The organism is Thermoflexus sp. (assembly GCF_025055495.1).
Lineage (GTDB): Bacteria > Chloroflexota > Anaerolineae > Thermoflexales > Thermoflexaceae > Thermoflexus.
Genome location: NZ_JANWXB010000063.1, coordinates 1 through 26,539, shown reverse-complemented (window position 1 = coordinate 26,539; position 26,539 = coordinate 1). Strand labels below are relative to the sequence as shown.

23 protein-coding genes are annotated in these 26,539 nt (G+C 64.3%); 13 read left to right on the top strand and 10 right to left on the bottom strand.

Going from position 1 to position 26,539, the window contains the following annotated elements; all coding sequences use genetic code 11:
* The first annotated feature begins 414 nt into the window (after positions 1-414).
* The 5 genes from proC (at position 415) to NZM16_RS02455 (ending at position 4,866) form a co-directional block, all read left to right on the top strand.
* Positions 415-1,269: a pyrroline-5-carboxylate reductase gene (gene proC, locus NZM16_RS02475; RefSeq protein ID WP_295451527.1), complete on the top strand. Its 855-nt coding sequence runs from the start codon at positions 415-417 to the stop codon at positions 1,267-1,269.
* A complete protein-coding gene (locus NZM16_RS02470; protein WP_295478273.1) occupies positions 1,244-1,756 on the top strand; it encodes a TIGR00725 family protein in 513 nt (170 codons plus the stop codon). Before proC ends, NZM16_RS02470 begins: the two co-directional genes overlap by 26 nt.
* 174 nt (positions 1,757-1,930) lie before the next feature.
* A complete protein-coding gene (locus NZM16_RS02465; RefSeq protein ID WP_295478270.1) occupies positions 1,931-2,947 on the top strand; it encodes a carbohydrate kinase family protein in 1,017 nt (338 codons plus the stop codon).
* A gap of 238 nt (positions 2,948-3,185) precedes the next feature.
* Positions 3,186-4,337: an FAD-dependent oxidoreductase gene (locus NZM16_RS02460; protein ID WP_295451522.1), complete on the top strand. Its 1,152-nt coding sequence runs from the start codon at positions 3,186-3,188 to the stop codon at positions 4,335-4,337.
* A 13-nt stretch (positions 4,338-4,350) separates the two neighbouring features.
* Positions 4,351-4,866 carry a DUF1641 domain-containing protein gene (locus tag NZM16_RS02455; protein WP_295451520.1) on the top strand — a complete coding sequence of 172 codons (516 nt, stop codon included), beginning with the start codon at positions 4,351-4,353 and terminating at the stop codon, positions 4,864-4,866.
* A 253-nt stretch (positions 4,867-5,119) separates the two neighbouring features.
* On the opposite strand, the gene NZM16_RS02450 is transcribed toward NZM16_RS02455, so the two are convergent.
* A complete protein-coding gene (locus NZM16_RS02450; RefSeq protein WP_295478267.1) occupies positions 5,120-8,302 on the bottom strand; it encodes a glucodextranase DOMON-like domain-containing protein in 3,183 nt (1,060 codons plus the stop codon).
* 434 nt (positions 8,303-8,736) lie between these two features.
* On the opposite strand from NZM16_RS02450, the gene NZM16_RS02445 reads away from it, so the two are divergent.
* From NZM16_RS02445 to NZM16_RS02430, 4 genes are all read left to right on the top strand, one after another.
* Positions 8,737-10,536 carry a thioredoxin domain-containing protein gene (locus NZM16_RS02445; protein ID WP_295478264.1) on the top strand — a complete coding sequence of 600 codons (1,800 nt, stop codon included), beginning with the start codon at positions 8,737-8,739 and terminating at the stop codon, positions 10,534-10,536.
* Between the two features lie 339 nt (positions 10,537-10,875).
* The gene (locus NZM16_RS02440) at positions 10,876-11,919 is read left to right on the top strand and encodes a molybdopterin-dependent oxidoreductase (protein ID WP_295478261.1); all 1,044 of its coding nucleotides are present in this window, start codon (positions 10,876-10,878) and stop codon (positions 11,917-11,919) included.
* A 24-nt stretch (positions 11,920-11,943) separates the two neighbouring features.
* Complete coding sequence (gene uvsE / locus NZM16_RS02435) at positions 11,944-12,840, top strand: UV DNA damage repair endonuclease UvsE (protein ID WP_295478257.1); 897 nt, start codon at positions 11,944-11,946, stop codon at positions 12,838-12,840.
* 200 nt (positions 12,841-13,040) lie between these two features.
* Positions 13,041-13,355 carry an AAA family ATPase gene (locus NZM16_RS02430; RefSeq protein WP_295451508.1) on the top strand — a complete coding sequence of 105 codons (315 nt, stop codon included), beginning with the start codon at positions 13,041-13,043 and terminating at the stop codon, positions 13,353-13,355.
* A gap of 92 nt (positions 13,356-13,447) precedes the next feature.
* On the opposite strand, the gene NZM16_RS02425 is transcribed toward NZM16_RS02430, so the two are convergent.
* The 9 genes from NZM16_RS02425 to pdxS all read right to left on the bottom strand — a co-directional run bounded on the left by NZM16_RS02425 (position 13,448) and on the right by pdxS (position 21,775).
* Positions 13,448-14,182, bottom strand: coding sequence for an SCO1664 family protein (locus NZM16_RS02425; RefSeq protein WP_295478255.1), 735 nt, complete (start codon positions 14,180-14,182; stop codon positions 13,448-13,450).
* A gap of 240 nt (positions 14,183-14,422) precedes the next feature.
* Positions 14,423-14,950, bottom strand: a complete 528-nt coding sequence (locus NZM16_RS02420) for a DUF3090 family protein (RefSeq protein ID WP_295451503.1) — start codon at positions 14,948-14,950, stop codon at positions 14,423-14,425.
* Positions 14,951-15,124: 174 nt separating this feature from the next.
* Positions 15,125-15,769 carry a histidine phosphatase family protein gene (locus tag NZM16_RS02415; RefSeq protein ID WP_295451500.1) on the bottom strand — a complete coding sequence of 215 codons (645 nt, stop codon included), beginning with the start codon at positions 15,767-15,769 and terminating at the stop codon, positions 15,125-15,127.
* A 269-nt stretch (positions 15,770-16,038) separates the two neighbouring features.
* Positions 16,039-16,878, bottom strand: a complete 840-nt coding sequence (locus NZM16_RS02410; RefSeq protein WP_295451498.1) for an ATP-dependent Clp protease proteolytic subunit — start codon at positions 16,876-16,878, stop codon at positions 16,039-16,041.
* Positions 16,879-17,374: 496 nt separating this feature from the next.
* Entirely contained in the window at positions 17,375-18,484 is a 1,110-nt protein-coding gene (locus NZM16_RS02405; RefSeq protein ID WP_295478252.1) for a response regulator, read from the bottom strand.
* A complete protein-coding gene (locus NZM16_RS02400; protein WP_295451494.1) occupies positions 18,481-19,014 on the bottom strand; it encodes a hypothetical protein in 534 nt (177 codons plus the stop codon). The genes NZM16_RS02405 and NZM16_RS02400 overlap by 4 nt, the downstream gene beginning before the upstream one ends.
* A gap of 321 nt (positions 19,015-19,335) precedes the next feature.
* Entirely contained in the window at positions 19,336-20,124 is a 789-nt protein-coding gene (locus NZM16_RS02395; protein ID WP_295478249.1) for a hypothetical protein, read from the bottom strand.
* 50 nt (positions 20,125-20,174) lie between these two features.
* Entirely contained in the window at positions 20,175-20,768 is a 594-nt protein-coding gene (pdxT, locus tag NZM16_RS02390; protein ID WP_295451489.1) for a pyridoxal 5'-phosphate synthase glutaminase subunit PdxT, read from the bottom strand.
* A 107-nt stretch (positions 20,769-20,875) separates the two neighbouring features.
* Positions 20,876-21,775, bottom strand: coding sequence for a pyridoxal 5'-phosphate synthase lyase subunit PdxS (gene pdxS, locus NZM16_RS02385; RefSeq protein WP_295451486.1), 900 nt, complete (start codon positions 21,773-21,775; stop codon positions 20,876-20,878).
* Positions 21,776-22,374: 599 nt separating this feature from the next.
* Between pdxS and NZM16_RS02380 the strand changes: the two genes are divergently transcribed.
* The 4 genes from NZM16_RS02380 to NZM16_RS02365 form a co-directional block, all read left to right on the top strand.
* Positions 22,375-22,722: an Asp23/Gls24 family envelope stress response protein gene (locus NZM16_RS02380; protein ID WP_295478246.1), complete on the top strand. Its 348-nt coding sequence runs from the start codon at positions 22,375-22,377 to the stop codon at positions 22,720-22,722.
* A gap of 192 nt (positions 22,723-22,914) precedes the next feature.
* Positions 22,915-24,585 carry a DAK2 domain-containing protein gene (locus NZM16_RS02375; RefSeq protein WP_295478243.1) on the top strand — a complete coding sequence of 557 codons (1,671 nt, stop codon included), beginning with the start codon at positions 22,915-22,917 and terminating at the stop codon, positions 24,583-24,585.
* A 120-nt stretch (positions 24,586-24,705) separates the two neighbouring features.
* A complete protein-coding gene (locus NZM16_RS02370; protein ID WP_295451480.1) occupies positions 24,706-25,542 on the top strand; it encodes a DegV family protein in 837 nt (278 codons plus the stop codon).
* Positions 25,543-25,710: 168 nt separating this feature from the next.
* Positions 25,711-26,539: DegV family protein (locus NZM16_RS02365; protein WP_295451477.1), on the top strand; the 829-nt coding region annotated here is incomplete at its 3' end.

The following is a 26,539-nucleotide window of genomic DNA, read 5'->3' as shown; positions in this document are numbered from 1 at the left end:
GGATGAACCTCCTCCCTGAAGCTGCGCAATGGGTAATTATAACACAACGCAGTTTATACCATGTGCAACAGAAGCGGTGAATCCGATGGAGAGGCCTTCTCAAAGAGAACAGGTAAAGCCCCTCCCCCCTTTCTCCTCTCTCCCCGAGGCCCAAGGGGCCTCGGGGAGAGAGGAGAAAATATCTTTTTGGGCTTAGAGGTTGCCCATGGCGTCCTTTGATTTTCGCTTGCCTGTGCCGATCTCATTTCTTATACTTTAACGCAACCTGCGACCCAAACATCCGGAGTGACGCCGTTCGCCTCCTCGGGAAATCTCTTCTCCCCCCATAGCCCTTTGGGCTGTGGGGATGGGAGAGACAACGGACCCGATTGCTTAGGGCGATCCTTTCGGGCAAGCGAGGAAAGGAGGGAACCGATGGCTGTGAATGCGCACCTGCCGCGGATCGCGTTCATCGGCAGCGGGGTGATGGCCGAGGCGATGATCCGCGGACTGTTGCGGGACAACCTGATCGATCCCCAGGACATCATCGCCAGTGGACCTCGACCGGAGCGCGGGCTGGAGCTTCAGGGCCGATATGGCGTGCGGGCCACGACGCATAACCCCGAGGCGGCGGCGGAGGCCGGGATCGTGGTCCTCTCGGTGAAACCTCAGGTGATCCCCCGGGTGCTCCCCGAGCTACGCGGCCATATCCGCCCGGAGGCCCTGATCTTCTCCATCGCCGCCGGGGTGCGCATCGCCACCCTGCGGGAGGGCCTGGGGATCCCCGCCATCATCCGGGCGATGCCCAACACGCCGGCGCAGATCGGCCAGGGGATCACCGTCTGGACCGCCACCGATGAAGTGACGCCCCGCCAGCGAGAGCAGGCGATCCTTCTGATGCAGGCGATGGGCGAAGAGGTCTACGTGGACGACGAACGCTACCTGGATATGGCCACGGCCCTGACCGGGACCGGGCCCGCTTACGTGTTCCTGTTCATGGAAGCGATGGTGGACGCCGGGGTGCATCTGGGGTTCTCCCGGCGAGTGGCGGAGCAGCTGGTCTATCAGACGGTCATCGGAGCCGCCCTCTACGCCCGGCAATCCGGCCTGCATCCGGCGGCGCTGCGCAATCAGGTCACCTCACCGGGCGGCACGACGGCGGAGGCCCTATATCACCTGGAGAAAGGAGGCTTCCGCACCGTGATCTCCCGCGCCATCTGGGCCGCTTACGTCCGATCCCGACAGCTGGGGCGGGGAGCCGCGGATGAAGTGGAGCGCCTCGAGCGTTGAGCCGCCGATTTTGATCGCGGTCGTCGGAAGCGGGGAGGCCACCCCTCAGGAGGAAGCATGGGCTTACGAAGTGGGCCGCCGGCTGGCGATGGCCGGAGCGGTCGTGGTGTGTGGCGGCCGCAGCGGGGTGATGGAAGCCGTCTGCCGCGGGGCGGTCGAAGCCGGCGGGCTCACGGTCGGGATCCTGCCCGGAAGCGACCACCGGGAGGCCAATCCCTACGTGCGCATCCCGCTGCCCACCGGGCTGGGGGAGGCGCGGAATGCCCTGATCGTCCGGGCGGCCCACGCGGTGATCGCCATCGGCGGGGAGTTCGGGACTCTCTCGGAGATCGCCCTGGCGCTCAAGTGGGGGATCCCGGTGATCGGCCTGGGGACATGGAGCCTGCACCGACCGGGCATGACCGTGCCCATCGAAACCGTCTCCACACCGGAGGAAGCCGCAAGCCGGGCCCTCGCCCGGGCACGAGGGCGACAGATCGAAGAATAGGGCGCGCGGGGTGCAACGGCGCAGGATCGCCGCCTTCTGGATGGCGGAGCGCGCCCTCAACCGACCTGGGCAGCGACCTCTACCGGGGCAACTCCTACGGTAAGGCATAGGAGGGCCTTCAGCTGCCCCTCCCCGCCGAACCCTGCGAGAATCCCACCTCTGGACGCGCTTGGCATGCGATTGCTGACGGTCGGCGATGTCACGGTGGATCTCTTCCTGGCCCTTCCCGATCTCCCCGAGCGCGGCGGGGACGCGCATACGGATCAGGTGTTCCTTCGGGCCGGAGGATCCGCCGCGAATGTGGCCGTCGTGGCCACCGCCCTGGGGCTTCCCGCCGCCCTGGTGGGGGCGGTCGGCCAGGACCCCATGGGCGAATGGGCCATCGAGGCCCTGCGCGCCAGTGGGGTGGAGATCTCCCTCCTTCAGCGTCGTCCGGAGGCGCCCACCACCCTGATCGTGATCATGGTGAGCCCCGACGGGGAGCGCACCATGATCTCGGGGCGCGGGGCCAGTCGGTTCGCTGTGCTGGAGGAGCGGGCTCGGTCGCTGGCCCGCCAGGCGGCGTTCTTCCACCTCTCGGGATACACCCTTCTGGAGGAAAGCCCGCTTTTCTGGACGGCGATGGCGCTGCTCGAAGAGGCCCGGCAGGCCGGCTGTTTCTGCTCGCTGGACCCCGGCCCGCCGGCCGCTCGGATGGCCCGGGAGGCCGTATTTCGAGCGCTCCCCCTCATCGACGTGCTGCTCCTCGGGGAGGCAGAAGCGGAGGATCTGTTCGGCCCGAACCCCACCCTCGCTTTCGAACCCGCGGATCGTCCCCGCTGGGTCCTCGTGAAGCAGGGGGAGCACGGATGCCGGCTTCTTGGGCGTGAGGGGGAGGATCTCTCCATCCCCGCTTTCCGGATCCAGACGGTGGATACCACGGGCGCGGGGGATGCCTTCGATGCGGGCTTCCTAACGGGCCTGGCTCGAGGCCTTCGCCCGACGGCTGCCGCTCTCCTAGGCAACGCCGCCGGAGCGATCGCCTGCACCACCTGGGGGGTGATCGGCGCCTTCCCCGGCCGGCCCGCCGTTCGGAGACTGCTGGAGAACGCCCTCGCCGATCCCGCCTGGGATCGCTGGCGGAGCGCCCTGGAGGAAGCCCTGGCCCTTGCTCAGAGAGCTCCCCTCAGCGATCGGGCGGGTTGCCCATAAGGCCTTTTCTGCCCTGCTGTTACCTTTCGCCATGCCCTCGCATCCAATTCAAATGGAGCAGGAGTTCCACCGTTGGGAGCTGATCCGACGCGGCGGAACGGCCCTACCCCTTCGATCCTCCTTCCCCACAACCCTCAGGCGGTGGGAAGGGAGGATATCAAAAACGCGACACAGAGGAAGCAAACCGCGCAGCTCCTGTGGAAAACAATGGCATGGACCCCCACTGAGGAGGCTCAGCATGGCGAGGATTCTGATCCTGGGCGGCGGAAGCGGAGGTCTCGTGGTGGCGAACAAACTGGCCCGTGGCCTCCGCGGAGCCGATCACGAGATCCTGCTTGTGGATCGCAGCCCCTATCATTACTTCATGCCCTCCTTCCCCTGGGTGGCTCTGGGCTTTAAAGAGCCGGAACAGGTGCGGCGCCCCTTGAAGAACCTGGAGCGAAAAGGCGTGCGCGTGATCCAGGGAGAAGTCCAGGAGATCCGCATCCCGGAAAAGCGCGTGCGGGTGAACGGGGAAGATCTCTCTTACGACCTCTTGGTGGTTTCCCTCGGGGCCGAAGTGAAGCCGGATCTGATGCCGGGATTCGAGGTGGCCTACCACCCGTGGACCATCGAGGGGGCGCTCCGGATGCGGGAGGCGATCCGGCGCTTCCAGGGCGGGCGGATCGTCATCGGGGTCTCCGGACCTTACTATCGATGTCCCCCTGCCCCCTATGAGATCGCCGGACAGCTGGATTTCGCCCTGCGGGCCCGCCGGCTGCGGGATAAATCCGAGATCATCCTGGCCCATCCTCACCCCCAGCCGCTCTCCGCGATGGGGCCGGCCATCAGCGGCGTGATCTCCGAGATCCTGGCCAGCAAAGACGTGCGCTTCGAGGGGAATTTCAACGCCAAGGCCATCGATCCCGAGCGCCGGGTGCTGGTCGGAACCGACGGCCGGGAGATCCCCTTCGACCTGTTGATTATGGTCCCGCCCCATCGCCCCAGCGCGGCAGGGATGTGTCCGGGGCTGCTCACCCCTGCTGGCTTCCCCCTGGTGGATCCGAAGACGTTCCGATGCGTGGGGGAGCCGGATGTGTTCGCCATCGGGGATATGGTGAACCCTTCCATCAACCTGCCAGCCGCGGGAGTGGTGGCCCACTTCCAGGCGGAGTTCGTGGCGAACCAGATCCTGGCGGAGCTCAAGGGCGCCTATATCGGCGAGAGCTTCACCCCGGTGGCCATGTGCATCATGGATTTCGGCGACGACGCCGTGCTGCCGATGTGCGACTTCACCCGCATCCTGGACCTCTCCGGCCCGCCTTCCTGCGGGGTGCTGGGCCGCAGCAAGGCCATCCGCCTGGTCAAAATGATGTTCGAATCCATGTGGTTCGCCACCTACCTGAGCTAAACGGAGGCCATCTATGGAAGAATTCACCCTTCAGGATCCGAAAGCCCAGGAGGCTCTGGAGCGAGCGCTCGGGCTCCTGATCCGGATGAACGAGACCGGAACACTGGCCTTCCTGGAGGATGCGGTCGAGCTTCTGCCCGACTCGCTGTCTTATCTGATGGATCCCCGCCTGCTGAAAATCGGGGCGAACCTGGCCTATCTCCTCCATGTGATCGAATTGCTCGAACCTACCTTGATCACGGTGATGATGAGTCGATTGGTGGAGGAACTAAACCGGGAACTGACGCCGGAACGGATGAAAGAACTCCCCCGTGTGGGGCCGGTCTCTCTGCTGAAGGCCATGAGCGATCCCGACGTCCAGCGCGGCCTGGGGATCATGTTGCTCTTTCTGCGGGTGCTGGGGCGGGCCTTCCATCGCTCCAGCCAGGAGCTGATGGGATTGATGGAGCAGACCGAGAAGACCCTGACGGAACTGCGCCGCCAGCGGGCGGAGCTGGAACGTCAGGCGCTGGCCGCTCAAACGGCGTAGGGGGCAGGAGGAGAAACAGCGTGCGGGGCACCAAAAGGTGCCCCGCACGCTCCAATGCCTGGCATGCGTGTGCAGTGAATTCCATCCGCAACTCCCCGGGCCCCGATGGGGGAGTCGATGAACCCATAGCCCCTCAGGGCCGTGAGGAAAAGGAGGTCGGGCGGGCCGCCTTCGGCGCCCCCCGACCTCTAAACCTTGGGGGTGGATCCATCGCCTCCGTAAGGGCCTCGAATTCACCGTATGGATGAGCATCTCACTCTGAGGGCGATCGCATGGGAAGCTGGGGGAAGTCTTCCGGACCCAAGCGATCGAGGTTCGTTTCCTTTGAGGGCGGGTAAGCGGAGAGCATCTCCTCCTGGGTTGGCCGCGCTCCCACCGGCCAGGCCACATCCAGGATCCGGGTGTGATTGGTGTCGTCTGGCCCTCCGCCCAGCCGCCACTGGGCCGCCTGCGGCAATACATCCCGCACCCGCCACACGCCCGGCGAGGGGAACCCTTCCTGACTCAGCACGACCGCCAGATAGGCCGCCTGCCGCGGGTCGAAGTCCGCGCCAAAGACCCGCTTCGGCACGCGGAGGAGCACCGTTCGCTGGTTAGGGTTCACCGCGATCCGCAGCGACGCGCCTGGGACGGGCTTGGGCTTCCCCCGCTCATCCGGCGCGTAAACGCCCGGTGTCCATCCCTCCGCCCACAGCGCCACTTCCCACCCGAACCCTTTCTGCAGCGCCGCGTTTCGACCCGGCAGCAGCAACCGCGCGCCCGTCCCCTTCCCCGGATCCCGATCGATGTAGACGTCGATGGTCTGAAGGGCCAGGCCATTGGGTGAGCCCCACGGGTTGGGAACCGGGCCGTAAAACTCGAACCGGAAGACCATATCCTCCCCTTCCATCCCCACCTGGAACCGCTTCAGATCGAAGACCTGGGGCAGGAACACCGGATCCGTGGGATAGACGTAACTCCCGGGCCCGTGATCGTCTTTCTCCGGGTCCTCGATGTCCAGGATCACCTCCGCGAGGCCGAAGTCGGGCATCAGGAAGCGGGCGACGCCGGAGGAGGGGAGTCGCGCCGTGCGGCCCGGCTGCCAAACGATCACCTGCCAGAGCACCGGATCCCCTGCTTGCAGGGTCCCCAGGGCGGCCTGGGGCAGCGCCACCTCCAGCGTTTCCCGCCCCAGCCACGCCTGAGGCACCGTAGGGGCCGGCGTCCACCGTCCATCTCCCCTCGCCTCCAGCAACTCCACCTGCACCGTCTGACCCCGGCGGATCACTTGGATCACATGGGTCGCCCCGAACCCCAAGGGGGTTCGCGGTCCGAAGGGATCTGCGGAGAAGCCGGCCCGCCCGGCCCGGTGGGGCGCGGCGATGTAGAAACTGACCACCCCATCTCCTTCCCACACTCCATCCACCCGCGCGTAGAGATGGGTCCGATCCGCCCCCAGCCAGAGCCCCCGCAAGGCCGGATCCTCCCCCACGTATCGGGCGGCCGTGTCCCACTCACCGGGGGCCGCCCGGCCATCGAGGGTCGGCGAGATCGGTTCGGTGAAGGGAGCCGCCGGCTCCACGGCGCGCGGAGGGACAATCGGGATCGCGAGGAAATCGGGCCCAGGCTCCCCCAGGGCCTCGTAGACCTGGCGGAGCAGCGCGCGGAAGGCGGCGTCGAAATAATCATCCTGGCCGCTGTCCTGGTCCGCCCCATACCACCAGAACCAGTCCGATCCCTCCGCCTCCAGCATCGCCTCCCGCGCTCGTTCCAGCGCTTCCGGCGAGGTCGGCTTCCTTCCTTCCTCGTATTCCTTTAGCATCTGGCGCGTGCGCCGGAGCGCCGTCCACGCCTCCCGTTCCTCCGGCTCCCCGATCCACGTGTCGTAGTTCGGGCTGAACCATGCGCCGGGGAACAGCTTCGGGAGCGGCCGGGCCGCTTCCGGGAACCCCGCCAGGAACTCGGAAGGCGTCACGGTGCGGATGGTCCGGCTTTCGTTCAGCCGCCGGTAAAGGCCGTGGAGGAACGCTTTGCCGTCGTTCTCGTAGTGTTCCCAGGCGTTTTCCCCATCGAGGATCACTGAGACCAGCAGAGGGCCTTTCACGCCCTTCTCGCGGGCCTTCTCCCGGATGTTGTCCAGGCGCCGGATGAAATCCTCAGCGGCGACATCCCCGGGCATCCCCGAATAGGTGAAGCCGATTTTGTCAGAGAGCACTCCGTCCCGGAACACGATGAAGAGCGGGCGATCCTGGGGGTCGGAGAGCCGGTAAGGGCGATAGAGGAGGTCGATCTCCTCCACGGTCTCCCGGGCATCCCGGGTGAAGCCGCTCAGGCCCAGCGAACGGGCGAGGACCGGCTCCCCGGAGGCCATCCAGAGGAAGCCGGCGTCGATGACCATCGGGACGATCTGCTGGGCCACCGCTCCCTCGGCGGGCCACAGGCCCCGGGGCGCCCGGCCGAAGCGGGCTTCATACAGCGCCACCGCCCGGCGCAGATGCTCTCGGGCGTCTTCCGGGGCGATGAAGGGAGGATCCGGCAGCAATGCCTCCGGATTCCCCACCCGGGCGAGATCCGAGTAAACGATCAGCGGCAGGATGGGATGCGCGTAAGGCGTGGTGGTCACCTCGATCTGCCCAGCGTCCTGGAGAGCCCGATGCAGCGGGATGACCTCCCGGAGGATGCGCCGGGTTTCCTCGAAGATCACGGGTTTATCCGCCTCGGTGAAATCCCGCCCCTTTCGGACCAGATCCGCCAGCGGGGGCTGGGCCAGGAAATCCGGGTCGAACCAGGCGAGGTTGAACAGCACCTGGAGATCCCGGAAATCCTGAACGGTGAAAGCGGCCATCGCCCGTTCGATCGTCTCCGGATCCGCCCGGCGGCCTCGCTTCTCCAGGAGCTCCAGGTAGCGAGGGAAGCGCGGGATCACCCGGTCCCAGTTCGCATCGAAGAACCGGCTCAGGAGGAAGCGTTTCTCTTCATCGGTGAGGGCCTCCGCGGGCTTCTCCGTGAGGGCCCAGTAAATGTCCTTCGCCCCCGCCGCCAGATCCTCCAGCTGGCGGATCAGGGAAGGCGTCAAATTGAACGTCACGCGGACATTCGGATAAGCGCGCAGGATGGCCGCCATGTCGTAGTAATCTTTGGTGGCGTGGACGCGAACCCACGGGCGGGTATACAGGCCGGTCTGAGGATCCCGAGGATAGAAGGGCTGATGCTGATGCCAGACCAGCGCCAGATAGAGAGGCTCCTCCGCTGGGGCCGTGGTCGGCGTCGGCGAGGGTGGGATCGCGGTAGGGGTCGGCGTCGGCCGACAGCTCGCCAGGATCAGCAGGAGAATCCCCCCCAGCCGAACCCGCCTTCGCGCGGCGCCCCCCTGAGAGAAGGACGATTGGGGATGACCCTCACTATGCCCCCTCAAGCGATTCCGCAACCGCAAAAGAACGTTCCCCGGGCGTTTCATGGGGCTCCTCCGCATTTATAGTAAAGCGCTTTATCTATCTTCGAGGGAAATCGCGCCGTGCGCAACGTAGACGGTATCCCCGGATCACGGGGTGAATCCCTCCCTCATCTCTCCCACGAGGGGAGAGAGAAAGACTGGGGATGGGATTAGGCCTCATGCTCGTCCATCCGGGTGCTCCATGCTGGAAAGTTGCATACCCATCCCCCTCGCCTTTATGATGGTAGGAGTTACATCATTTGTTCTATCGGAAGGCCTTGGGGGGAGCCGGGCGCCTTGGACGTTGCCCCGAGGAAGCCTTCCCCCCTCCCACCAAAGCCCAAAGGGCCGTGGGAGGAGGGGATACTGGGGCTCTTCCACCTCGTCCGACCGGCTCCCAATGGCGTAACTCCTGATTGAAAAAGCGGATTCCGACGAGCGTTTCAGGGGGAGGGATCATGGGCGAGACGCGCGTGCAGTGGCGGGAGTGGGGCGAGGCGGCGTTCCGGGAGGCCCGGGAACAGGACAAGCTCATCCTCTTGAGCATCTCCGCCACCTGGTGCCACTGGTGCCACGTGATGGACCGCGGGATCCCTGGCGATCCGATCCACACCGGCACCTATTCGAATCCCGAGATCGCCGAGATCATCAATACTTATTTCGTTCCGATCCGGGTGGACACGGACCGTCGGCCGGACATCAACGCCCGCTACAACATGGGCGGCTGGCCGACCACGGTTTTCCTCACCCCGGACGGCGAGATCCTCACCGGGGCCACCTATATCCCCCCGATGCAGATGCGGCAGGTCCTCCTCCAGGTGCTCCAGTATTACCGGACCGGCCGGGAGGAGATCCGCCGCCGGGCGCAGGAGATCGCCCGTCGACGGCAGGAGGCGAGCCGCCCCGTCGCCCGGCCCGGCGCGCAACTGGCCTGGACGATCCCTCTGCACCTGGTCGGGCTGATCGCCCGCGCCTACGATCCGGTCTGCGGCGGCTTCGGTGAAGCCCCCAAGTTCCCTCACCCGGAGGCCTGCCTGCTCCTCCTGGTGGAATACGTCCGCAGTGGACGACGGGACGAGCGGCTGGCGGAGATGGTCCGCCGCACCCTCCACGGGATGGCCGACGGCGGGATGTATGACCACGTGGAAGGCGGGTGGTTCCGTTACTCCACCACCCGCGACTGGAGCCTTCCCCACTTCGAGAAGATGCTGGAGGACCACGCCCGGCTGATCCCCCTTTACCTCTACGCCGCGGAGATCCTCGCTGATGAGGGGCTTCGAGCGGCTGCGGTGAAGGCGATGGAATACGTCCGGCGGACCCTTTACGATCCGGAGCGGGAGGTGTTCTGGGGCAGCCAGGACGCCGATGAGGAATACTACGCTCTCTCGCAGCGGGAACGGGCCCAGCGAATCCCGCCCGCGGTGGACCACACGGTCTACGTGAATTGGAACGGGATGATGGCGATCGCTCTGATGATCGCCAGCGACCTGCTCGGCGAACCGGATGGGCGCACGATGGCCCTGCGGGCGCTGGACGCCGTGTGGGAGCAGGCTTTCGACGAGGGCGCCGGAGCCCTTTATCACTACGTCGACCGGCAGGGAGAGCGAGCGGATCAGAAAGGAGTGCCGCCGCTACTGGGGGATCAGGTCCATTACGGTCGGGCGGCCCTGGCGGCCTTCCAGCGCACCGGCGATCGGCGCTTCCTGGAACGGGCGCTTCGGCTTCGAACTTATATGGAATCCGTTCTGGCGGATCCGGAAGGCGGCGGCTTCTTCGATCGGCCGGAGGATCCCCAGGCCGTCGGCGCGCTCCGGATCCGTCAGAAGCCCCTGGAGGAGAACGCGGCGGCGGCCGAGTTCTACCTGACCTTGCACGATCTCACCGGAGACCGGACCGCCCGGGAGATCGCGGAACGGACGCTGCTGGCCTTCGAACAGGAATACGTGAAATACGATTTCACGGCTGCTCCCTACGGGCTGGCGGTCTACCGAGTGATCACGGAGCCGGTGCGGATCCACGTGGTCGGCCCGATGGAGGATCCGGAGACCCAGCGCCTGCTCACGGCGGCCTGGCGAGGGGACCCCTTCACCCGCGTCGTGGTGCCGATGGATCCCCGCCGGGACGCCTCCGCCATCCAGGCCCAGGGGTTCCCCATGGACGGACGGCCCGTGGCCTACGTCTGCGTGGGCACCCACTGCCTGCCCCCCGCCCGCACTCCGGAGGAGATCGCGGAGCGATTGCAGGCACTGAACGAATAGCCAGAGGAATCAGAGGGCACGCCAGAGACGACGGCGCATCACACGGATTGTAGGGGCAGGCCCCTGTGCCTGCCCCCAGGGGCAGGCCCCCGTGCATGCCCCCAGAGGCAGACCCCCGTGCCTGCCCGTAGGGGGGCAACCGCGGGGGGGTGCCCCTACCAAGACGATCCGACCCATCGCGCGGATTGTAGGGGCAGGCCCCTGTGCCTGCCCCCAGGGGCAGACCCCCGTGTCTGCCCGCAGGGGCACGCCGATGGGACAGCCTCGGAGGGCGATCCCGGGATATGGCCTGCATTCATTCACATCCTAAGAGAAATGGCGAAAGGAGCGGAGCCTCCCATGCCGTGGCGGCGGCGAGAAGTTTTGCGGCTTTTGGTGGGCGGAGCCATCGGGGCCGCGGCGGCGGCCTGCATCCAGCGGCTTCCTTCCCTCACTGCAAGCCCGCCTTCCACCCGCATCCCCATCCGATTGCCGGAACCGGAACGCTGGGATATCGCCTCGCCGGTCCCGGTGACTCCCACCCGGGAGTTCTACGAGGTGAAATACAGCACGATCCCCCGGGTGGAGATCGAAACCTGGATCCTGGAGATCGGTGGGGAGGTCGAGCGACCGCTCCGCCTGACCTACCCGGATCTTCTCGCCATGCCCGCCGTGATCGAGATGCGAACCCTGGAGTGCATCAGCAACCCGGTGGGCGGGGATCTCATCGGCAACGCGGTGTGGAAGGGCGTCCGGATGGCGGATCTGCTCCGGCTGGCGGGCGCCCGGTCCACCGCTCGGGAGGTGGTCCTCTACGCCGCGGATGGTTACCACACCAGCATCCCGGTGAGTCTGGCTGAGGATCCCCATTCCATCTTGGCGTATATGATGAACGGGGAAGTGTTGCCGCTCGAGCACGGCTTCCCGCTTCGGGCCCTCTGGCCGGGCCGTTACGGGATGAAGCAACCGAAATGGATCACCCGCATCGAGCTGATCCGGGGGGAGCACGTCGGCTACTGGGAGGGCCAGGGCTGGTCGAAGGAAGCCATCATCAAGCCCAACTCCCGGATCGATGCGCCCCGCTCCGGGGTAATCCCGGCGCAGCCCATGGAGATCCAGGGCATCGCCTTCTCCGGCCCGGCGGGCATCGCCCGGGTGGAGGTGAGCGTGGACGATGGCCGGAGCTGGGAGGAGGCGGAGCTCATCCGGGGTCCCACCCCCTATGTCTGGACAGTCTGGCGCTATCGATGGGAGCGCCCTGAGGAAGGGGAACACGTGCTTCGGGCGCGGGTGGTTCAAAACGACGGCTACGTCCAGCCGCGGGGGCGAGGCCGGCTGCTGAGCGGCACCTTCCCCGATGGGACCGATGAACAGCATGCCGTGCGGGTGGTTGTAGGTCGATGAGCCGTTCCCGACATTGGATAGCGTATGCGCATTGGCTACCCGTGCATCAACCTCTCGATGGACTGTCGCCCAAGCCGAACCTTCCGGCTGGCCAACCTCACCTGGGAGCGGCTTCGGGAGACCGTAGCCGGAAACCTGGCCTGCTTAGAGCGCATCCTGCACTGGAACGTCCAGCACGGCTTTTTGTTCTTCCGGATCACCTCCGACCTGATCCCCCTGGCCTCTCATCCGGCGAATCGCTTTCCCTGGGATGAGGCGTTCGCCCCGGACCTCGCCCGCATCGGCGCGTTCATCCGCGCTGCCGGGATGCGTATCAGCATGCACCCGGGCCAGTATACGCTGCTGAACTCCCCTCGTCCGGAGGTGGTGGAGGCCGCCCGAAGGGAGCTGGCTTATCACGCCCGGGTCCTGGACCGGATGGGCCTGGATCGGACAGCGAAGATCCAGATCCACATCGGGGGCGTGTATGGGGACAAGCGGGCCGCGCTGGCCCGGTTCGTTCGAGAGGTGGAGCGGCTGGACCCGGTCATCCGCGCCCGGCTGGTCGTGGAGAACGACGAACGCCTCTTCAACCTGGAGGATTGCCTGGCCGTGAGCGGGGAGACGGGGCTGCCCGTGGTGCTGGATGTCTTCCACCGGGAGGTCCATCCGGACGGTCGGACGCTCCTGGAGGCACTATCCGCAGCCGCGGCGACCTGGCGAACGGAGGACGGCCCACCGATGGTGGACTACTCCTCCCCGCTTCCCGGTGGCCGTCCGGGAAGCCACGCCCGCACCCTGGACGAAGCGCACTTCCGCCGCTTCCTGGAGGAAAGCCGTCCCCACGACTTCGATCTGATGCTGGAGATCAAGGACAAGGAGCGAAGCGCGCTGCGGGCGCTGGAGATCCTGAAAACCATCGAGGGCATACCGCATCGCTGAGCGCTGGCTTCCCGGCGCAGCTCGCGGGAAGAGCGATTAGGATCTCCATTAGCACCTTTCTACGACCCCTCAGCCCTCCATCCACGTCAGGATCTGCGTCGGAAGTTCACAGGTTCAGCATCGAAGACCCGACGGCGGTTGCATCGCTCTCTCAGTCCTCGCCTTATAATTAGAGCGAGCCCCGGTGAGGAAGGCAGCTGATGACGATTTCGTATCTGGAAATCCGGAACTTTAAATCGATCAAGGAACTGCGCATCGACTGCCGACGCGTGAACCTCTTCATCGGCCCGCCGAACACTGGGAAATCCAACCTGCTCGAGGCGCTGGGCGGGTTCTCGTTGCCATACCCGCACGACCTCAAACCCGTGCTCATCGAGTGCAAGCCGGACGAGGTGTTGATCCGCGCGCTGGGCGTTCCCCGTCGGCGGATCTTCCATCACAGCGGCAAAGGGAACATCGGCAACCACCTGAGGCGCTTAAAAAACACCATCGCCTCACAGACAGATGATCTATAAACTTCCCGATCTCGAGCGATGGATCCACCAGCTGAAGGAGGCTGGAAGCGAGGAACTGGAATTCCTGCGCCGATGGCTGGAATGAGGGCCCGCTAAATCATCGGCCACGGCACGGAGCGCCATGGCCCGGGGTGCGGGAAGACCGGGCGCTCCAGCAGGGCGGCGGTCCGCTCCTCCAGGGCGGCGATCTCCTCCGGGCGCAACAAACGGGCCAGCTCCCCTCGCAGATCTGCATCGGTTTTCAGCTGCCGCTCGAACGCCCGCACCTCCTCCACGATATCCTCCGGGATCTCCTGGCCCCGATAATCCCAGATCACCGTCCGCAGCTTGGGCTCCGCGTGGAAGCAGATCCCGTGATCGATCGCCCAGATCCGCCCGTTGCGATCCTTCAGACAATGTCCGGCCTTACGATCCGCGTTGTTGGTAAGGAGATCGAACACCGCCAGGCGCATCAGCGTCGGCTGCAGCGCCGGATCGTCCCGGAAGGTGAAGTAATTCTCCTCCGGATCGGCCTCGATATAGAGCTGAAGCGCCCCCCGACCATACGGCCCGGAGCGTCGCAGCACCGTGGGGGGCACCAGACCCCAGCCGAGGGCCTCGCTGACCACATAGGCCGCGACCTCCCGATAGCAGAGGGTGCCATGGGGGAAATCCCAGAGGGGCTCCTCTCCCCGCTGGGGCTTGTAGATCGCCAGACCCGTTATCCCTTCATGGACAACCGCCACGAGAAACGTCGCATTGGATCCCCAGGGGATCAGACCCAGGAGCTGGATCTCCCCTTCTCGAAGCCAGCGGAGGACCGTTTCCTTAGGCGTTTCGGGGGGCAATGGGTCGGGGATCCTCCGCGCAACGCCGGAGCGAGGACGACGGGAAACAGTTCCCATCACGATTCAACTCAAAAGAGCGTTTTGAGAGGGTGGAGCCACCGAAGGTGAACCCACCGAATACACAGATACAACAGATACAAACGAAAGCAGATCGGCTACAAGGAAACGCTACCTTGATCCTGAGAATCGCGCGCGCCGCCTGCAGCAGGGGTTATGAAAATTGCAACAGGGCCAGTCGCGTTAAAACACAACCGCTTTGCCGTTCTGGCGGGGGCAGATGTGTCCTTCGGGATCGATGGGACGGCCGCATAGCGGACAGAGAGGACGACCCCGGGCGACGACATCGGCGCTGTGGCGGCTGAGGGCATGCATCTGCTCCCGGGTCGCCCAGAAACGCACCACCCGCAACAGATCCGGATCTTGATCCTCCTCCGCCAGCTCCTGGATCACCAGGACGATCCAGTCCCCTCGGGGCTCATAGCCGAGGCCCATACGGCCGGCTCGGAAGATCGGCTCCAGAGGCTCCTCCAGCTGCAGCTCCGACTCGTCCGGCTCCCGCCCCAGCGGACGCGGATATTTCTCGTTGATCTCTTCCAGGAGCTCCTCTAAGGAATGGGCCAGCGCCCTCACCTGTTCCTTCTCACAGAGGATGGTGACCAACAGGTCATCCTGGCGGGCCTGGATGTAGAACGTCCGCCGTCCCGGCTGACCTACCGCATCCGCCGTGATGCGATCCACCGGCCGCAGGTCATAAATCAATCGAGGCATCTCCGTCCTGTTCTATTGAATGATGCAATTTTCAAAGGCTGGATCCGGGGCCGGAGCCTCCGGGCTCGCCCTCAAAGGGTCGGCAGCGCTTAACGGCTGACGCCATGGGCGACTTCCAAGCTCCCCTCGGGGTTTGGGGCTGGGGCGCCGCCGAAAGCGCTGCCTCTGGGTATTTTAACGCTTTCGCCGCCTGGAGAGATGGGCCAGATCCTCCAGGGGCCAACGCAACGGGCCCGTATCGTTCAGCCGCAGGAGCAGGGGCGGGCCCTCGGCCAGCCAGAAAACCGTTACTGAAGCCGGCGCGATCATCAGCCGATGATAAAGATCCAGGGGCATCCCCAGATAATAAGCGGTGACCGTGCGAATCAGATCCGCATGGGTGAAGAGCGCCACCACATCCCGGGGATGGCGGCTGGCGATCGTTTCCACCGCATTGATGGCCCGGGCGACCAGGTCGACCATGGCTTCGCCGCCCTGAAAACGGGCCCGACTGATCAAGCTCACCAGACGTTGCCAGGCCTTCTGGCGTCGCAATCGCTTGAATGATTTCCCCGTCCACTCCCCATAGTGCACTTCCCCCAGTTCCGGCATGATCTGGATCTGCAACCCTTTACGACGCGCCAGCGGCTCGGCGGTCTCCACCGCCCGCTCGAGGGGACTGCTGTAAATCGCGCGGATTGGGAAAGATTCCAGGCGCTCCGCCAGCGCTTCGGCCTGGCGATGTCCCTCTTCGTTCAAATGGATCCCCGGCGTCCAACCGGCCAGCCATTTGCCCATCGAATCGTTCGCCGCGTGTCGAATCAGCAAGACCAGAGCCATCCAGATCGCCTCGGGGAGAAAGGATGAAATGAATGTTGGGCTTTGGGTGGGCGATGCCGCCGAAGGCGGCCTCGCCCACCCAAAACACCCAAAAAATATCAACGACTACGAGGCGCGATCAGCCTCCACGAAGCCCTACCGAATGAGCTTCGGGGGCTGGTCTGGGGGCCAAAGGTCCCCAGACCAGCCCCCGAAAAACCTCCAAACCGAGGATAGATGAAGCACGAAAGCTTACTTCAAGTATAACACCGGTTCCAGCGGCCATCGGTTTAACCCGATCGGTTAGCGGGGCCCTCGTGGCGGTAGGGCATGGGGATATATTCCACCGAAGGGCGTCGTGGGGTGGCTTGCGGAAACATGTCCATAAGCTGATAGATCTCCTCTGGCAGCCCAACCCGAACGGGCAGCCCAAGCGCCTGGGCCTCCCGCACCGAGATCGGATAATCGTGCGTCCAGCGCCCGCTGCTCAAAGCCTCGGCGATCATCGCTGCCCGCTCCGCATCCATCGCATTGGCGGTAAGCAGCTCGATCACCGTTGAACGCACCTGCTCCATCGCCTTGCGGGCGATATCCGCCAGGATCAGGGTATGATCCTCAATGTTCGCCAGCGGCTTGGTCTCCACCACTCTCAGAATCGAAGCCGCCGGATACTGACCCAGCTGGGGGTCCACCGGGCCCAACACCGCGTTCTCATCCATCACGATCTCATCAGCGGCCAGCGCAATCAACGTCCCACCCGACATCGCATAGTGAGGGATGAACACGGTCACCTTCGCCGGATGACGAACCAGCGCCTGGGCGATCTGTTCAGCAGCCAGGACCAGACCGCCGGGCGTGTGGAGGATCAGATCGATGGGCATATCCGGAGGGGTCAACCGAATCGCCCGGAGGACCTGTTCGGAATCCTCAATGTCAATATAACGAGAGATGGGGAGCCCGAAAAACCCGATGGTCTCCTGACGATGGATCATCGTGATCAAGCGCGTGCCGCGCCGGCGCTCGATCTGTCGGATCAGCCGCGTGCGGGCTTCCTCCAGAAGCCGACGTTGCAAAGCAGGGAACATCGTGCTGAAAATCAGGAAGATCCAGAACAAATCGAAGACGCTCATCACCTCTCCTCCGGATAGGGATGAAGAGCGGATAGATACCCAGCCTCTGTCTGACGAATGAGCGGCGGAGCTTCCGATCCGGGCTCTCCGCCCGCGAGGGGCCAGTTCCTCCCCTTTCCCCTCCCCCCAGCCCTTCGGATTGTGGGAAGGGGAGAATTTCCGTTCTAAGAGGTGGACGAGCTCACCTGTGACGGCCCCGCCCACCCCCAAAGGACCCGGGTTCCAAGGATCGCGCCTTCTCCTCGGGGCGGTGGAAGAACACCCTCTCAGGTGAGATGAATCGCTTCTCAAAGCTGGGCATCCATCCGGATGAGGCGGGGATTTTCAGAGGCGGGCGGGGTCGCCCTCGGCGGCCCCACCCGCCTCTGAAATTAGGAGCCGCGCTGTTCTCTCCCCTGGAGGACTTCTTGGGGGCTAAGTGGGCCGCCTTCGGCGGCCTCGCCCGCCTGAAGGTGAGGAGCCTTTGATGCCTCCCTCCTCGTCGGTCATGCGAATATCAATCCCCTGGCTGGCGCACAGTGGATATAACATGTCCGGCCAGCCGCTGCGCCGCACTCGCTAAGGGACCGCTCGAATGGCTCAGAACGAGTGGAGTGCCCTGGACCAGCGCCACCGCCTGATTGGGGTCAAACGGCACGGTAAGCATCGGCGCCCGGCCCAGCGCCCGCTCGATCGTCTGTGGGCTTAACGTGCCCGGCCCGGCGGCATGATTCACCACGATATGCGTTCGATCCATCGGGATTCCTGCGGATTGCAGGACGCGCAGGGTCATCACCGTGGTCTGCAGAGCGCCAACCTCAGGGCTCATCACCAGGAATAGCTGATCCGCCTGCTGACAGAAGATCAGGCCGAGGGGCACCAGTGTGGAAGGGCCATCGATGACTACGAAAGCGAAGCGCTCTCGCAGAAAGTCCAGCGTCAAGCCCACCATGGATTCTTCCACCGCTTCTATAACCGGCATCAGGGGTGCGGGGAACAAGCTGAGCCCAGCAGGATGGGGCATCAAATGCGCTTCCAGGTTTCCCTTTGAACATCCGTCCCTCCACCAATCCAGCCAAGAGGTCCGCGGGGCGATTCGGAGATGAAGCCCTGCATGGCCGGAGCTCAGGCTGGCGTCCCACAGCACCACAGGACCGCTGCGGATCAGCGCCAGCGCCGTGTTCACCGCCAGCGTTGTGGTCCCGGTTCCGCCGCGAAGGCCCAGGAAGAGCACGACCGAACCATGGCCGCCCGTTGGCCGGCGCCGGTTCAGCACCTCCTGAACCCGATCCAGGAGCTCCTTCTGCGAGACCGGCTTGGCCAAGTAATCATCCGCCCGGGCGGCAAGGGCGGCCTCTCGATCCACCAGCTGCGCTCGAGCGGTGAGGACCAGAACCGGCGTGTCGCTGACCAGCGGATCGTTCCGGATGGCCTGGAGCACCTGAAAGCCGTCGATCTCCGGCATCATCAGATCCAGGATCACCAGATCCGGCCGGAGCTGGCGGGTTTTTTCAATGCCATCCGCGCCATCAGCGCTGGTGAACACCTCAAACCCGGCTCGCTCCAGCATCAGGCGGACCATCTGAAGGAGCTCAATATCATCATCGATCACCAGGATCCGGGTCATCCTTGAGCCACCTCTCCGCTTAACGAAAGCAATCCGATGAAATCTCGATTCACGAAGACCAGCTCGCCAGCAAAATTCGTCCCGGGCCGTTCACACATCACCGCCCTCGCATTCATAATCGGGATGAAGCGTTCCACATTCGTCACCAGGAGCGCGTGAAGATCGGGGCGGCCTACGAATTCGATGGTTCCCTCGATCTCAAAGCCAGGTATGGTGGCGAACATGCCATACGCTTTTCGAGAGCCATAGGCTGGGGAGACAGCCTTCAGGGCCATTTCCACTCCCACATTGACGATGGCCATAGTGATGTGGTTTTTGCTCAGGATGGCCGCCCCGAAGCTTTTGAGGATACGGGCAGGCTCCTCCAGGCGAGAGAGGAAGACAGACTCCAGGGGAATGAAGGAGGTGCGGACATCGTTTAAAACATCCCCCAGAACCCGGCCTCTCAACACCATCTGGGCGGAGATCCGATGGGTGGGGGTCAGGAAATCGACGGTAATCGTTCCCGTTCGAATTCCAGGCTGTGTCATGGGAATCCCCTCTCCCTGACAAATCGACGATCCGATTACCTCGCCAGTGCATTCAAGCCCATTATATCGCGGAACAAAGTTAGCAGGGCAGCGAATTCGCCGACCGGCTCCGCTAACCCAATCCTCAGGCTCGGAACAAAGGCGGGGAGATCGGTTCTCAATGGGGGTTTTAGGAATTGGGGCTTCGAGGGACGGACGAAGCGTTCGGGGCCCAGACTCGGGGTAAAGATAAAGGGGCTGGGGGGCGAACGGCTTCGCCGCTCATCCCCCAGCCCCTCTCCCACAGCTCACGGATAGAGCGAATCTTCCCCCATCCCCTTGCTATCCAGAGCCCATCGCTCGCTCCCGAATCGACAAGCGCACCCCTTGATGGAAATAGAACGCCAGGGAGGCTGAAACGCCCGCTTCCACCTCCTCCACAGACGGCAATCGGAGCGGCACCGCAATCCAGCGCACCACCCGCCACAGGATAAAAGCCGGATGGAACCCCAGCGCTCGCAAGGCTTCAGCCACCTCCGGGGTCTCCCGGCGAACCTGCACGTAAACCGGATGCCGCCAGCGAGGGCCCAGATCCGCGAGGGTTCGCGCCAGTTCCCACAGCGGATCTCCGTGCATGCTCCGGATCTCCTCCACCCAGGCTCCCCTCGCCCCCCGATAAAGCGCCCACGACGAGGCGTAGATCGTGGGCTCGCGGCCGGCAAGCGCTCGAAACGCGTGCTCCACCACCAAGGCAGAACCCGACCACACGGTGTAACAGCGGGTTCGCTCGAAGCCCAGGCGATGGAGAAGGGCCGGCCGCAGTTCATCCAGCGCCACCTCCGCCACCAGGCGCCGGATCCCATGAGCGGCCGCCCATTCCGTAACGGCGCGGAAGACCATCTCCCACCCGGCCACCGTCTCCGGATCCAAGGTCACCGGCGCAGGCGCCATAAAAAGCAGGCGCCCTTCATCCTCTCCGCGCGGATGGCTCAACTGAAGAAAATAGGAGCCCGAACGATCGGACAGGGTGAGCACTGAAGTCAGGTCCGGGAAAAACATCGAGACCGTGGCCGCCTCGATCGGGCGGAAGCGATCCACCCGTGCCGCCCGCTCATCCAGACACAAACCCATGGGGGCGGCCGCCAGGAAACGCGGGCCATCCCTCATCCGTAGGGACCGGATCATCGACGGGAAGCCTGTTGAACGATCTCCAGGAAATACCGATGGAACCGCGTATCGTCCGTCAGCTCAGGATGGAAAGCGGTGGCCAGGAGATGCCCCTGCTGAGCCGCCACAATCGTCCCATCCTCCAGACGGGCAAGGACTTCCACATCGGGCCCAACCGCCTCGATCCGCGGGGCCCGGATGAAGACCGCATGGAAAGGCCGGGGATCTCCTACTCGGGCCAGGGCCGGGATCTCCAGATCCACCTCGAAACTATCGATCTGACGGCCGAAGGCGTTCCGTCGCACCCGGACATCCATCAGACCCAAGGTGGGCTGGGGGCGGCCCACATCCCTGGCCAGGAAAATCATGCCGGCGCAGGTGCCCCAAATCGGCACGCCCGCCTCGGCCATCCGCCGGAGCGGCTCCATCAAACCATAGCGCTCCGCCAGCGCGCCGATCGTGGTGCTCTCCCCGCCCGGGATGATCAGGCCATCCACTCCCTCCAGATGCGAAGGGAGGCGAACATCCACCGTTTCCACGCCCAGCCGGCGAAGCACTTGATGGTGTTCCAGATAATCCCCTTGCAATCCCAGCACCCCGATCCTCACCACGCACCTCCTGAATGATAAGGGATGATCGCCTGCAACGGGTCGTGGGATTCCCCTCTCCCTTTCCACCGCGTTCAAGCCGCGGAAGGAAGGAACCACAAAGGCCCTCACCATCCGCGCAACGCCAGGCGTTGGGCCTCCGTCAGCTGCCGGACGTCGATGCCATACATCGGCTCGCCCAGATTGCGGCTGACCATCGCCAGGATTTCCGGCTCCTGCCAGTAGGTCACCGCCTCCACGATCGCTCGCGCCCGCTTATACGGATTCTCGCTCTTAAAGATCCCGCTCCCCACGAACACCCCATCCATCCCCAGCCACATCATTAGCGCCGCATCGGCCGGGGTGGCGATCCCGCCGGCCGCAAAGAGGACGACCGGCAGGCGACCGAGGCGCCGGGTTTCCAGGACCAGCTCATAGGGAGCGCCGATTTCCTTTGCGTAGGCCACCAGCTCTTCTTCCCCCATCCCCTGGATCCGCCGGATGGCACCCATGATCGCCCGCGCATGGCGCACCGCTTCCACCACGTTCCCGGTTCCGGCCTCTCCCTTAGAGCGGATCATCGCTGCCCCTTCGGCGATCCGGCGCAGGGCCTCCCCGAGATCCCGCGCGCCGCAGACGAAGGGAACTTTAAATTCCCATTTGTTAACGTGATACTGCTCGTCGGCAGGGGTCAGAACCTCTGATTCGTCGATGAAATCCACACCGAGGGCTTCCAGGATCTTCGCCTCCATATAGTGGCCAATGCGGCACTTGGCCATCACCGGGATGGTCACCGCCTCCATAATCTCGAGGATCTTTTCGGGATCTGCCATGCGGGCCACCCCGCCGTGAGCTCGGATATCCGCAGGGACCCGTTCGAGGGCCATCACGGCCACCGCGCCCGCCTCCTCGGCGATCTGGGCCTGCTCCGCATTGATGACATCCATGATCACACCGCCCTTCAGCATCTGGGCGAGCCCCCGCTTCACGGTTACCGTTCCATAAGCACGTTGAACTTCTCCATTCATCATGGACCTCCCTCCGAGAAGCGAAAAGTCCTACGCTCGTAGGGCAGTATATGATCCCGCCCACTACCCCTTGAGATCGTCCCTACCAGCCATCTGTGGCTCCATTCTGGATCAGCCCATATTTTAACGCAACTTGCCGCTTGATCCGCTCTCCCGGGCAAGGGAGAGGATCTCTCCCTTGCCCTACACCGCTTTTCTATTCACAGCTTGAGGGAGTGTAAGAAAAGCGGGCGGCCCTTCGCGCACAGGTAAAGCCCTTTCCCCCTCCCCGAGGGCCAAAGGGCCTTGGGGAGGGGGAGGGAAATCTTTTTTGGGCGGGGGCGCTGCCTTGGGCGGCGCCCCGGCCCCAAAATCCTCAAGAGGGCTTGGAAGTTGCCCTCGGCGTCATGAAACAAAGCGCTCCCCATTTCCACCGGGCCCTTTTTGGATCTCTCTAACCTGCGAAAGAGATCTCACAGCAGCAACTTGGGTTAAGATAAATAGAAGAGCTTGGGGAGCAGCAGGCGACGGGGGATCCGCGAATTCGCACAAAGTCTTGGGAACCTGTCCGGTCTTGCCCAAAAATCCAGTGTTAGCCAGCCTCGGAGGAGACAGAAGGCATGAAAGAACAGAACGAACTGGGGCGGATTGAGGTGCTGCCCGCAGCGATCGCAACTGTCATCGCGCAAGCCCTCACCCAATGCTATGGGGTGGTCGGTCTGGCTCCGCACCGCATGACCGATGCGGTGGCGAACTTCTTTGCTCCGGACGCTCGACGGAGCATTGAGATCCGGGAACGGCCGGACGGCCTGGCGATCGATGTCTACCTCATCCTGGCCTATGGGGTCCGACTGATCGCTGTTGCCCGCAGCGTGCAGCACACCATCAAATATCAGGTGGAGAAAACCACCGGCCTGCCGGTGGCGGAAGTGAACGTTCATATCCAGGGCTTGCAGCTCCAGCGATAATTCTCGAGGGTCGGGCAGCCGGAGAAGATCCGCACCTCATGGAAATTATCGCTACCCGCCGGCAGCCTTCAACCATCGCTCCTTCCCACAGCCCAACGGGCCAGGGGAGAGGGAGAAAAAGATTTGGGAGCTGGGCGGGCCACCAAAGGCAGCCCGCCTAGCTCCCAGAAGCTCCTTTACCGGGAGGATGACGTGAAACAGGAAGGTGCTTCGTCTTCACGACCGGCCCCTCAGATCATTGATGGGCCGACATTTAAAGAAATGATCCGGGCCGCACTGCTCTGGCTTCGCCGTCATCACGAGCTGGTGAACGCCCTGAACGTGTTCCCGGTCCCGGATGGCGACACCGGGACAAATATGTTGCTGACCATGGAGGCGGCCTGGCAGGAGATCGCTGGCATGCCGGACCATGAGGTGGGGGCGCTGCTCCAGCGGGTGGCCCGGGGGGCGTTGATGGGCGCTCGGGGGAACTCCGGAGTGATCCTCTCTCAGATCTGGAGGGGGATGGCTCAGGTGATCGATCACCGACCGACGATCACGGCGGAAGACTTGGCGCTGGCTCTTCAAGAGGCTGCCCGCACCGCCTACCGTGGCGTGATGAAGCCCGTTGAGGGCACGATCCTGACGGTGATCCGGGAGGCAAGCGAGGAGGCCATCGGGGCTGTCCAACGCGGCGGGGATCTCATGGAAGTTATGGAGCAGGTGGTGCGTCGAGCCCGCGAGGCCGTGCGACGCACCCCCGACCTGCTCCCCGTTCTAAAGGCGGCCGGAGTGGTGGATTCCGGTGGGCAGGGTCTCTACTTGATCCTGGAGGGGATGCTGCGTTGTTTGAAAGGGGAACCCGTGGAAGAAGAAATCCCCATGACGGCTCGATCCTCTCCGGGCGCCCGGGCGACCGAGGCGCTGGAGCCCGGAGCGGAGGGCTACGGCTATGATGTTCAGTTCATCCTGGTGGGCCGCCATTTAGACGTGGACCAGATCCGCCGGGACCTGGAGGCGATGGGAGATAGCGTCCTGGTCGTCGGCGATGCGAACACCGTGAAGGTTCATCTGCATGTTCACGATCCCGGGCAGCCGCTCAGCTACGCCATCCGCTGGGGCAGTTTACGGGATGTGGTGGTGGAGGACATGCAGGCCCAATATCAGCAATTCATCCAGGAACGGGCCCGGTCGGCGGAGAGCGCCCCTCCCCCATTGCAACCCGGCCAGATCGCCACGATCGCGGTGGTCCCCAGCGAGGGATGGGGGCGGATTTTCATCAGCCTGGGGGCCAGCGCGACCCTTCGCGGCGGGCAGACCATGAATCCCAGCACTCAGCAATTCGTTGAGCTCCTGCAGGGATTGCCCACCGATCAGATCATCGTGCTTCCCAACAATCCGAATGTGGTGCTGACGGCCCGGCAGGCCGCCGAACTGGTTTCGGATAAGCGCGTGGAGATCCTCCCAACCCACACCCTGCCTCAGGGCGTGGCCGCCATGGTGGCATACCGCGCGGAGGCGGGCCTGGAAAGCAATCTGCAGGCGATGAAGGAGGCACTGCATCGGGTGCGCAGTGGGGAGATCACCCGGGCCACGCGAGACGTGGAGCTGGCGGGCGTGGCGGCCCGCCAGGGGCAATGGATCGGGCTGGTGGAGGATCGTCTGGTGGCCGCCGGGGACGACCTGGAGGAAGTCGTGCAGTGGACCTTTGAAGCGATGGATGCGGATTCCGCCGAATTGCTCACCCTTTATGTAGGAGCAGACGCGGATCCTTCTCAAACCGCCCGGCTGATCGAGAGGCTCCGCTCGCGCTATCCTCAGCAACAGATTGAAGTGGTGGAAGCGGGACAACCTTACTATCCCTACATTTTAAGCGCAGAATGAACAGGCCCTGCTCGGTTGCCCACGGATGCTGCGACTTCAATTTCGGGGCTTGCACCACGGGACAGCTTGTCAGAGGTCCAGCTCCCCAGAGTCAACAAAACAGCGGAGGAAGCTTCGTCTATGCCCGTCCGGGTGCTTGTGGATAGCGCCGCGTTGCTGAGCCCAACCGATCTGCCAGAGGACCTGCTGGTTTGGATCCCGCTGACGATCCGGGTGGATCACCAAACCTTCCGGGAAGGGGTGGATGAGATCCCTCCTGAACTCTGGCCGCCCTCGGATCGCACGAAGGCCTTCGTGCTGGAGCCGCCGACCGAAGAAGAGCTCCGGGCGCTTTACACCCGGCTGGCCCCCAGCACATCCGCCATCGTGGCCGTTCTGCACTCCGGCCGGCTCTCCCCCCTGGTCGCCCGGGCCCGGGCCGCGGCTTCCGCGGTGCTCGGGCGGTGTCCGGTCCACGTGATCGATACCCAAACCATGGGGATCGCTCAGGGCTGGATCGCCGAGGCGGCCCTCCGCCTGGCCGCCCAGGGCCAATCCGTCCATGAGATCGTCCGCTCTTTACGGGGGATGCTCTCGCGCCTCTACAGTGTTTTCGTTACGGAGAGCCTGGAGGCCCTGGAACGAAATCGATTGTTGAGCAAAACCCAGCGCATCCTGGGAACGATGCTGGGGATCCGGCCGTTTCTGATGATGGAGGATGGAGCCCTGCTCCCGCTGGAAAAAGCCCGTTCCACGGAGAAGGCGCTGGAGAAGCTCATCGAATTCGCGGCCGAGTTCTCCAGGGCGGAGCGGGTGGGGGTCCTTTATGGACCGGCGCGGTCCCTTCAGGAGGCTCACGCCTTCGCCCAGCGCTTGCAGGAAGCTATGCAGGCCCGGGAGCTCGTGGTCCGTCCGTACGGCCCTTCCCTGGCCGCATGGATCGGCTTCGATGGGCTGGGAGTTATGATTAAAGAGTAACCCGACCCGCGGCATAGAGGTTTTCTCCTCCCTCCCCACGGCCCTCTGGGCCGTGGGGAGGGAGGAGACATGGGGAGGGACCATCGCCCCTCCGGGCAGGCTGCCGTTCTTCGAATCCCCAATTCATAACGGGTCAAAGCGCTACACCCCATTTTCGAGATGAGCTCCATGCGCGTTCGGATCGTTACGGATAGCACGGCGGATCTTTTACCCGGATGGATCGCAGAAGAAGGGATCACCGTGGTGCCCGTGTATGTGCGCTTCGGGGAGGAGGTGTATCGGGACGATGTCGAGATCTCTCGGGAGGATTTTTACAGGCGCCTGCGGGCTGGCGGCGTTCTCCCCCAAACCGCCGCTCCCAGCGCGGGGGATTTTGAGATCGTCTATCGCCAGCTGAGAGAGGAGGCCGATGTCATCCTTTCGATCCATGTGGCGAGCGCCTTCAGCGCTGTCTGTAATGCGGCCCACCTGGCAGCGCAGAACGTGTCGCGCCCTCAGGTATATGTCTTTGACTCAGGCCAGGTCTCCATGGGATTGGGTTGGCAGGCGCGCTATGCGGCTCGCTGGGCCCGGGAAGGGCTCTCTCCGGAGGAGATCCTCCGTCATCTGCAGGCGCTTCGGCCCCGCGTGCGATTGCTGGCCACGGTGGAGGATGTAAACTACCTGCATCGGAGCGGACGGATCGACTGGATCCGTGCCTTCACGGCCGCCCTGCTCCACCTCAAGCCGCTGATCGAGGTCTATGAAGGGCAGGCCATGCTTCGGGAGCGGGTTCGGAGATGGCATCGGGCGGTGGAACGCCTTGGCGAGATCGCTGCGCAACGGACGGATCTGGAGGCGCTGGCCATCCTTCATGCCGATCCCCGGGATGCCGCCCGGGATGTGGCCCGCCGCCTCCAGGAACGCTGGAGGATAGAGATCCCGATCCTCCAGGCCTGCCCGGCCATCGGAGCCCATGTGGGCCCCGGGGCTGTGGGCATCGCCTGGGTGGAGCGCT

Bases quoted from the DNA above. Each gene is read 5' to 3' on its own strand.
- proC (WP_295451527.1), top strand. From the start codon at position 415: ATGGCTGTGAATGCGCACCTGCCGCGGATCGCGTTCATCGGCAGCGGG.
- NZM16_RS02470 (WP_295478273.1), top strand. From the start codon at position 1,244: ATGAAGTGGAGCGCCTCGAGCGTTGAGCCGCCGATTTTGATCGCGGTC.
- NZM16_RS02465 (WP_295478270.1), top strand. From the start codon at position 1,931: ATGCGATTGCTGACGGTCGGCGATGTCACGGTGGATCTCTTCCTGGCC.
- NZM16_RS02460 (WP_295451522.1), top strand. From the start codon at position 3,186: ATGGCGAGGATTCTGATCCTGGGCGGCGGAAGCGGAGGTCTCGTGGTG.
- NZM16_RS02455 (WP_295451520.1), top strand. From the start codon at position 4,351: ATGGAAGAATTCACCCTTCAGGATCCGAAAGCCCAGGAGGCTCTGGAG.
- NZM16_RS02450 (WP_295478267.1), bottom strand. From the start codon at position 8,302: ATGAAACGCCCGGGGAACGTTCTTTTGCGGTTGCGGAATCGCTTGAGG.
- NZM16_RS02445 (WP_295478264.1), top strand. From the start codon at position 8,737: ATGGGCGAGACGCGCGTGCAGTGGCGGGAGTGGGGCGAGGCGGCGTTC.
- NZM16_RS02440 (WP_295478261.1), top strand. From the start codon at position 10,876: ATGCCGTGGCGGCGGCGAGAAGTTTTGCGGCTTTTGGTGGGCGGAGCC.
- uvsE (WP_295478257.1), top strand. From the start codon at position 11,944: ATGCGCATTGGCTACCCGTGCATCAACCTCTCGATGGACTGTCGCCCA.
- NZM16_RS02430 (WP_295451508.1), top strand. From the start codon at position 13,041: ATGACGATTTCGTATCTGGAAATCCGGAACTTTAAATCGATCAAGGAA.
- NZM16_RS02420 (WP_295451503.1), bottom strand. From the start codon at position 14,950: ATGCCTCGATTGATTTATGACCTGCGGCCGGTGGATCGCATCACGGCG.
- NZM16_RS02415 (WP_295451500.1), bottom strand. From the start codon at position 15,769: ATGGCTCTGGTCTTGCTGATTCGACACGCGGCGAACGATTCGATGGGC.
- NZM16_RS02410 (WP_295451498.1), bottom strand. From the start codon at position 16,878: ATGAGCGTCTTCGATTTGTTCTGGATCTTCCTGATTTTCAGCACGATG.
- NZM16_RS02405 (WP_295478252.1), bottom strand. From the start codon at position 18,484: ATGACCCGGATCCTGGTGATCGATGATGATATTGAGCTCCTTCAGATG.
- NZM16_RS02400 (WP_295451494.1), bottom strand. From the start codon at position 19,014: ATGACACAGCCTGGAATTCGAACGGGAACGATTACCGTCGATTTCCTG.
- NZM16_RS02395 (WP_295478249.1), bottom strand. From the start codon at position 20,124: ATGGGTTTGTGTCTGGATGAGCGGGCGGCACGGGTGGATCGCTTCCGC.
- pdxS (WP_295451486.1), bottom strand. From the start codon at position 21,775: ATGAATGGAGAAGTTCAACGTGCTTATGGAACGGTAACCGTGAAGCGG.
- NZM16_RS02380 (WP_295478246.1), top strand. From the start codon at position 22,375: ATGAAAGAACAGAACGAACTGGGGCGGATTGAGGTGCTGCCCGCAGCG.
- NZM16_RS02370 (WP_295451480.1), top strand. From the start codon at position 24,706: ATGCCCGTCCGGGTGCTTGTGGATAGCGCCGCGTTGCTGAGCCCAACC.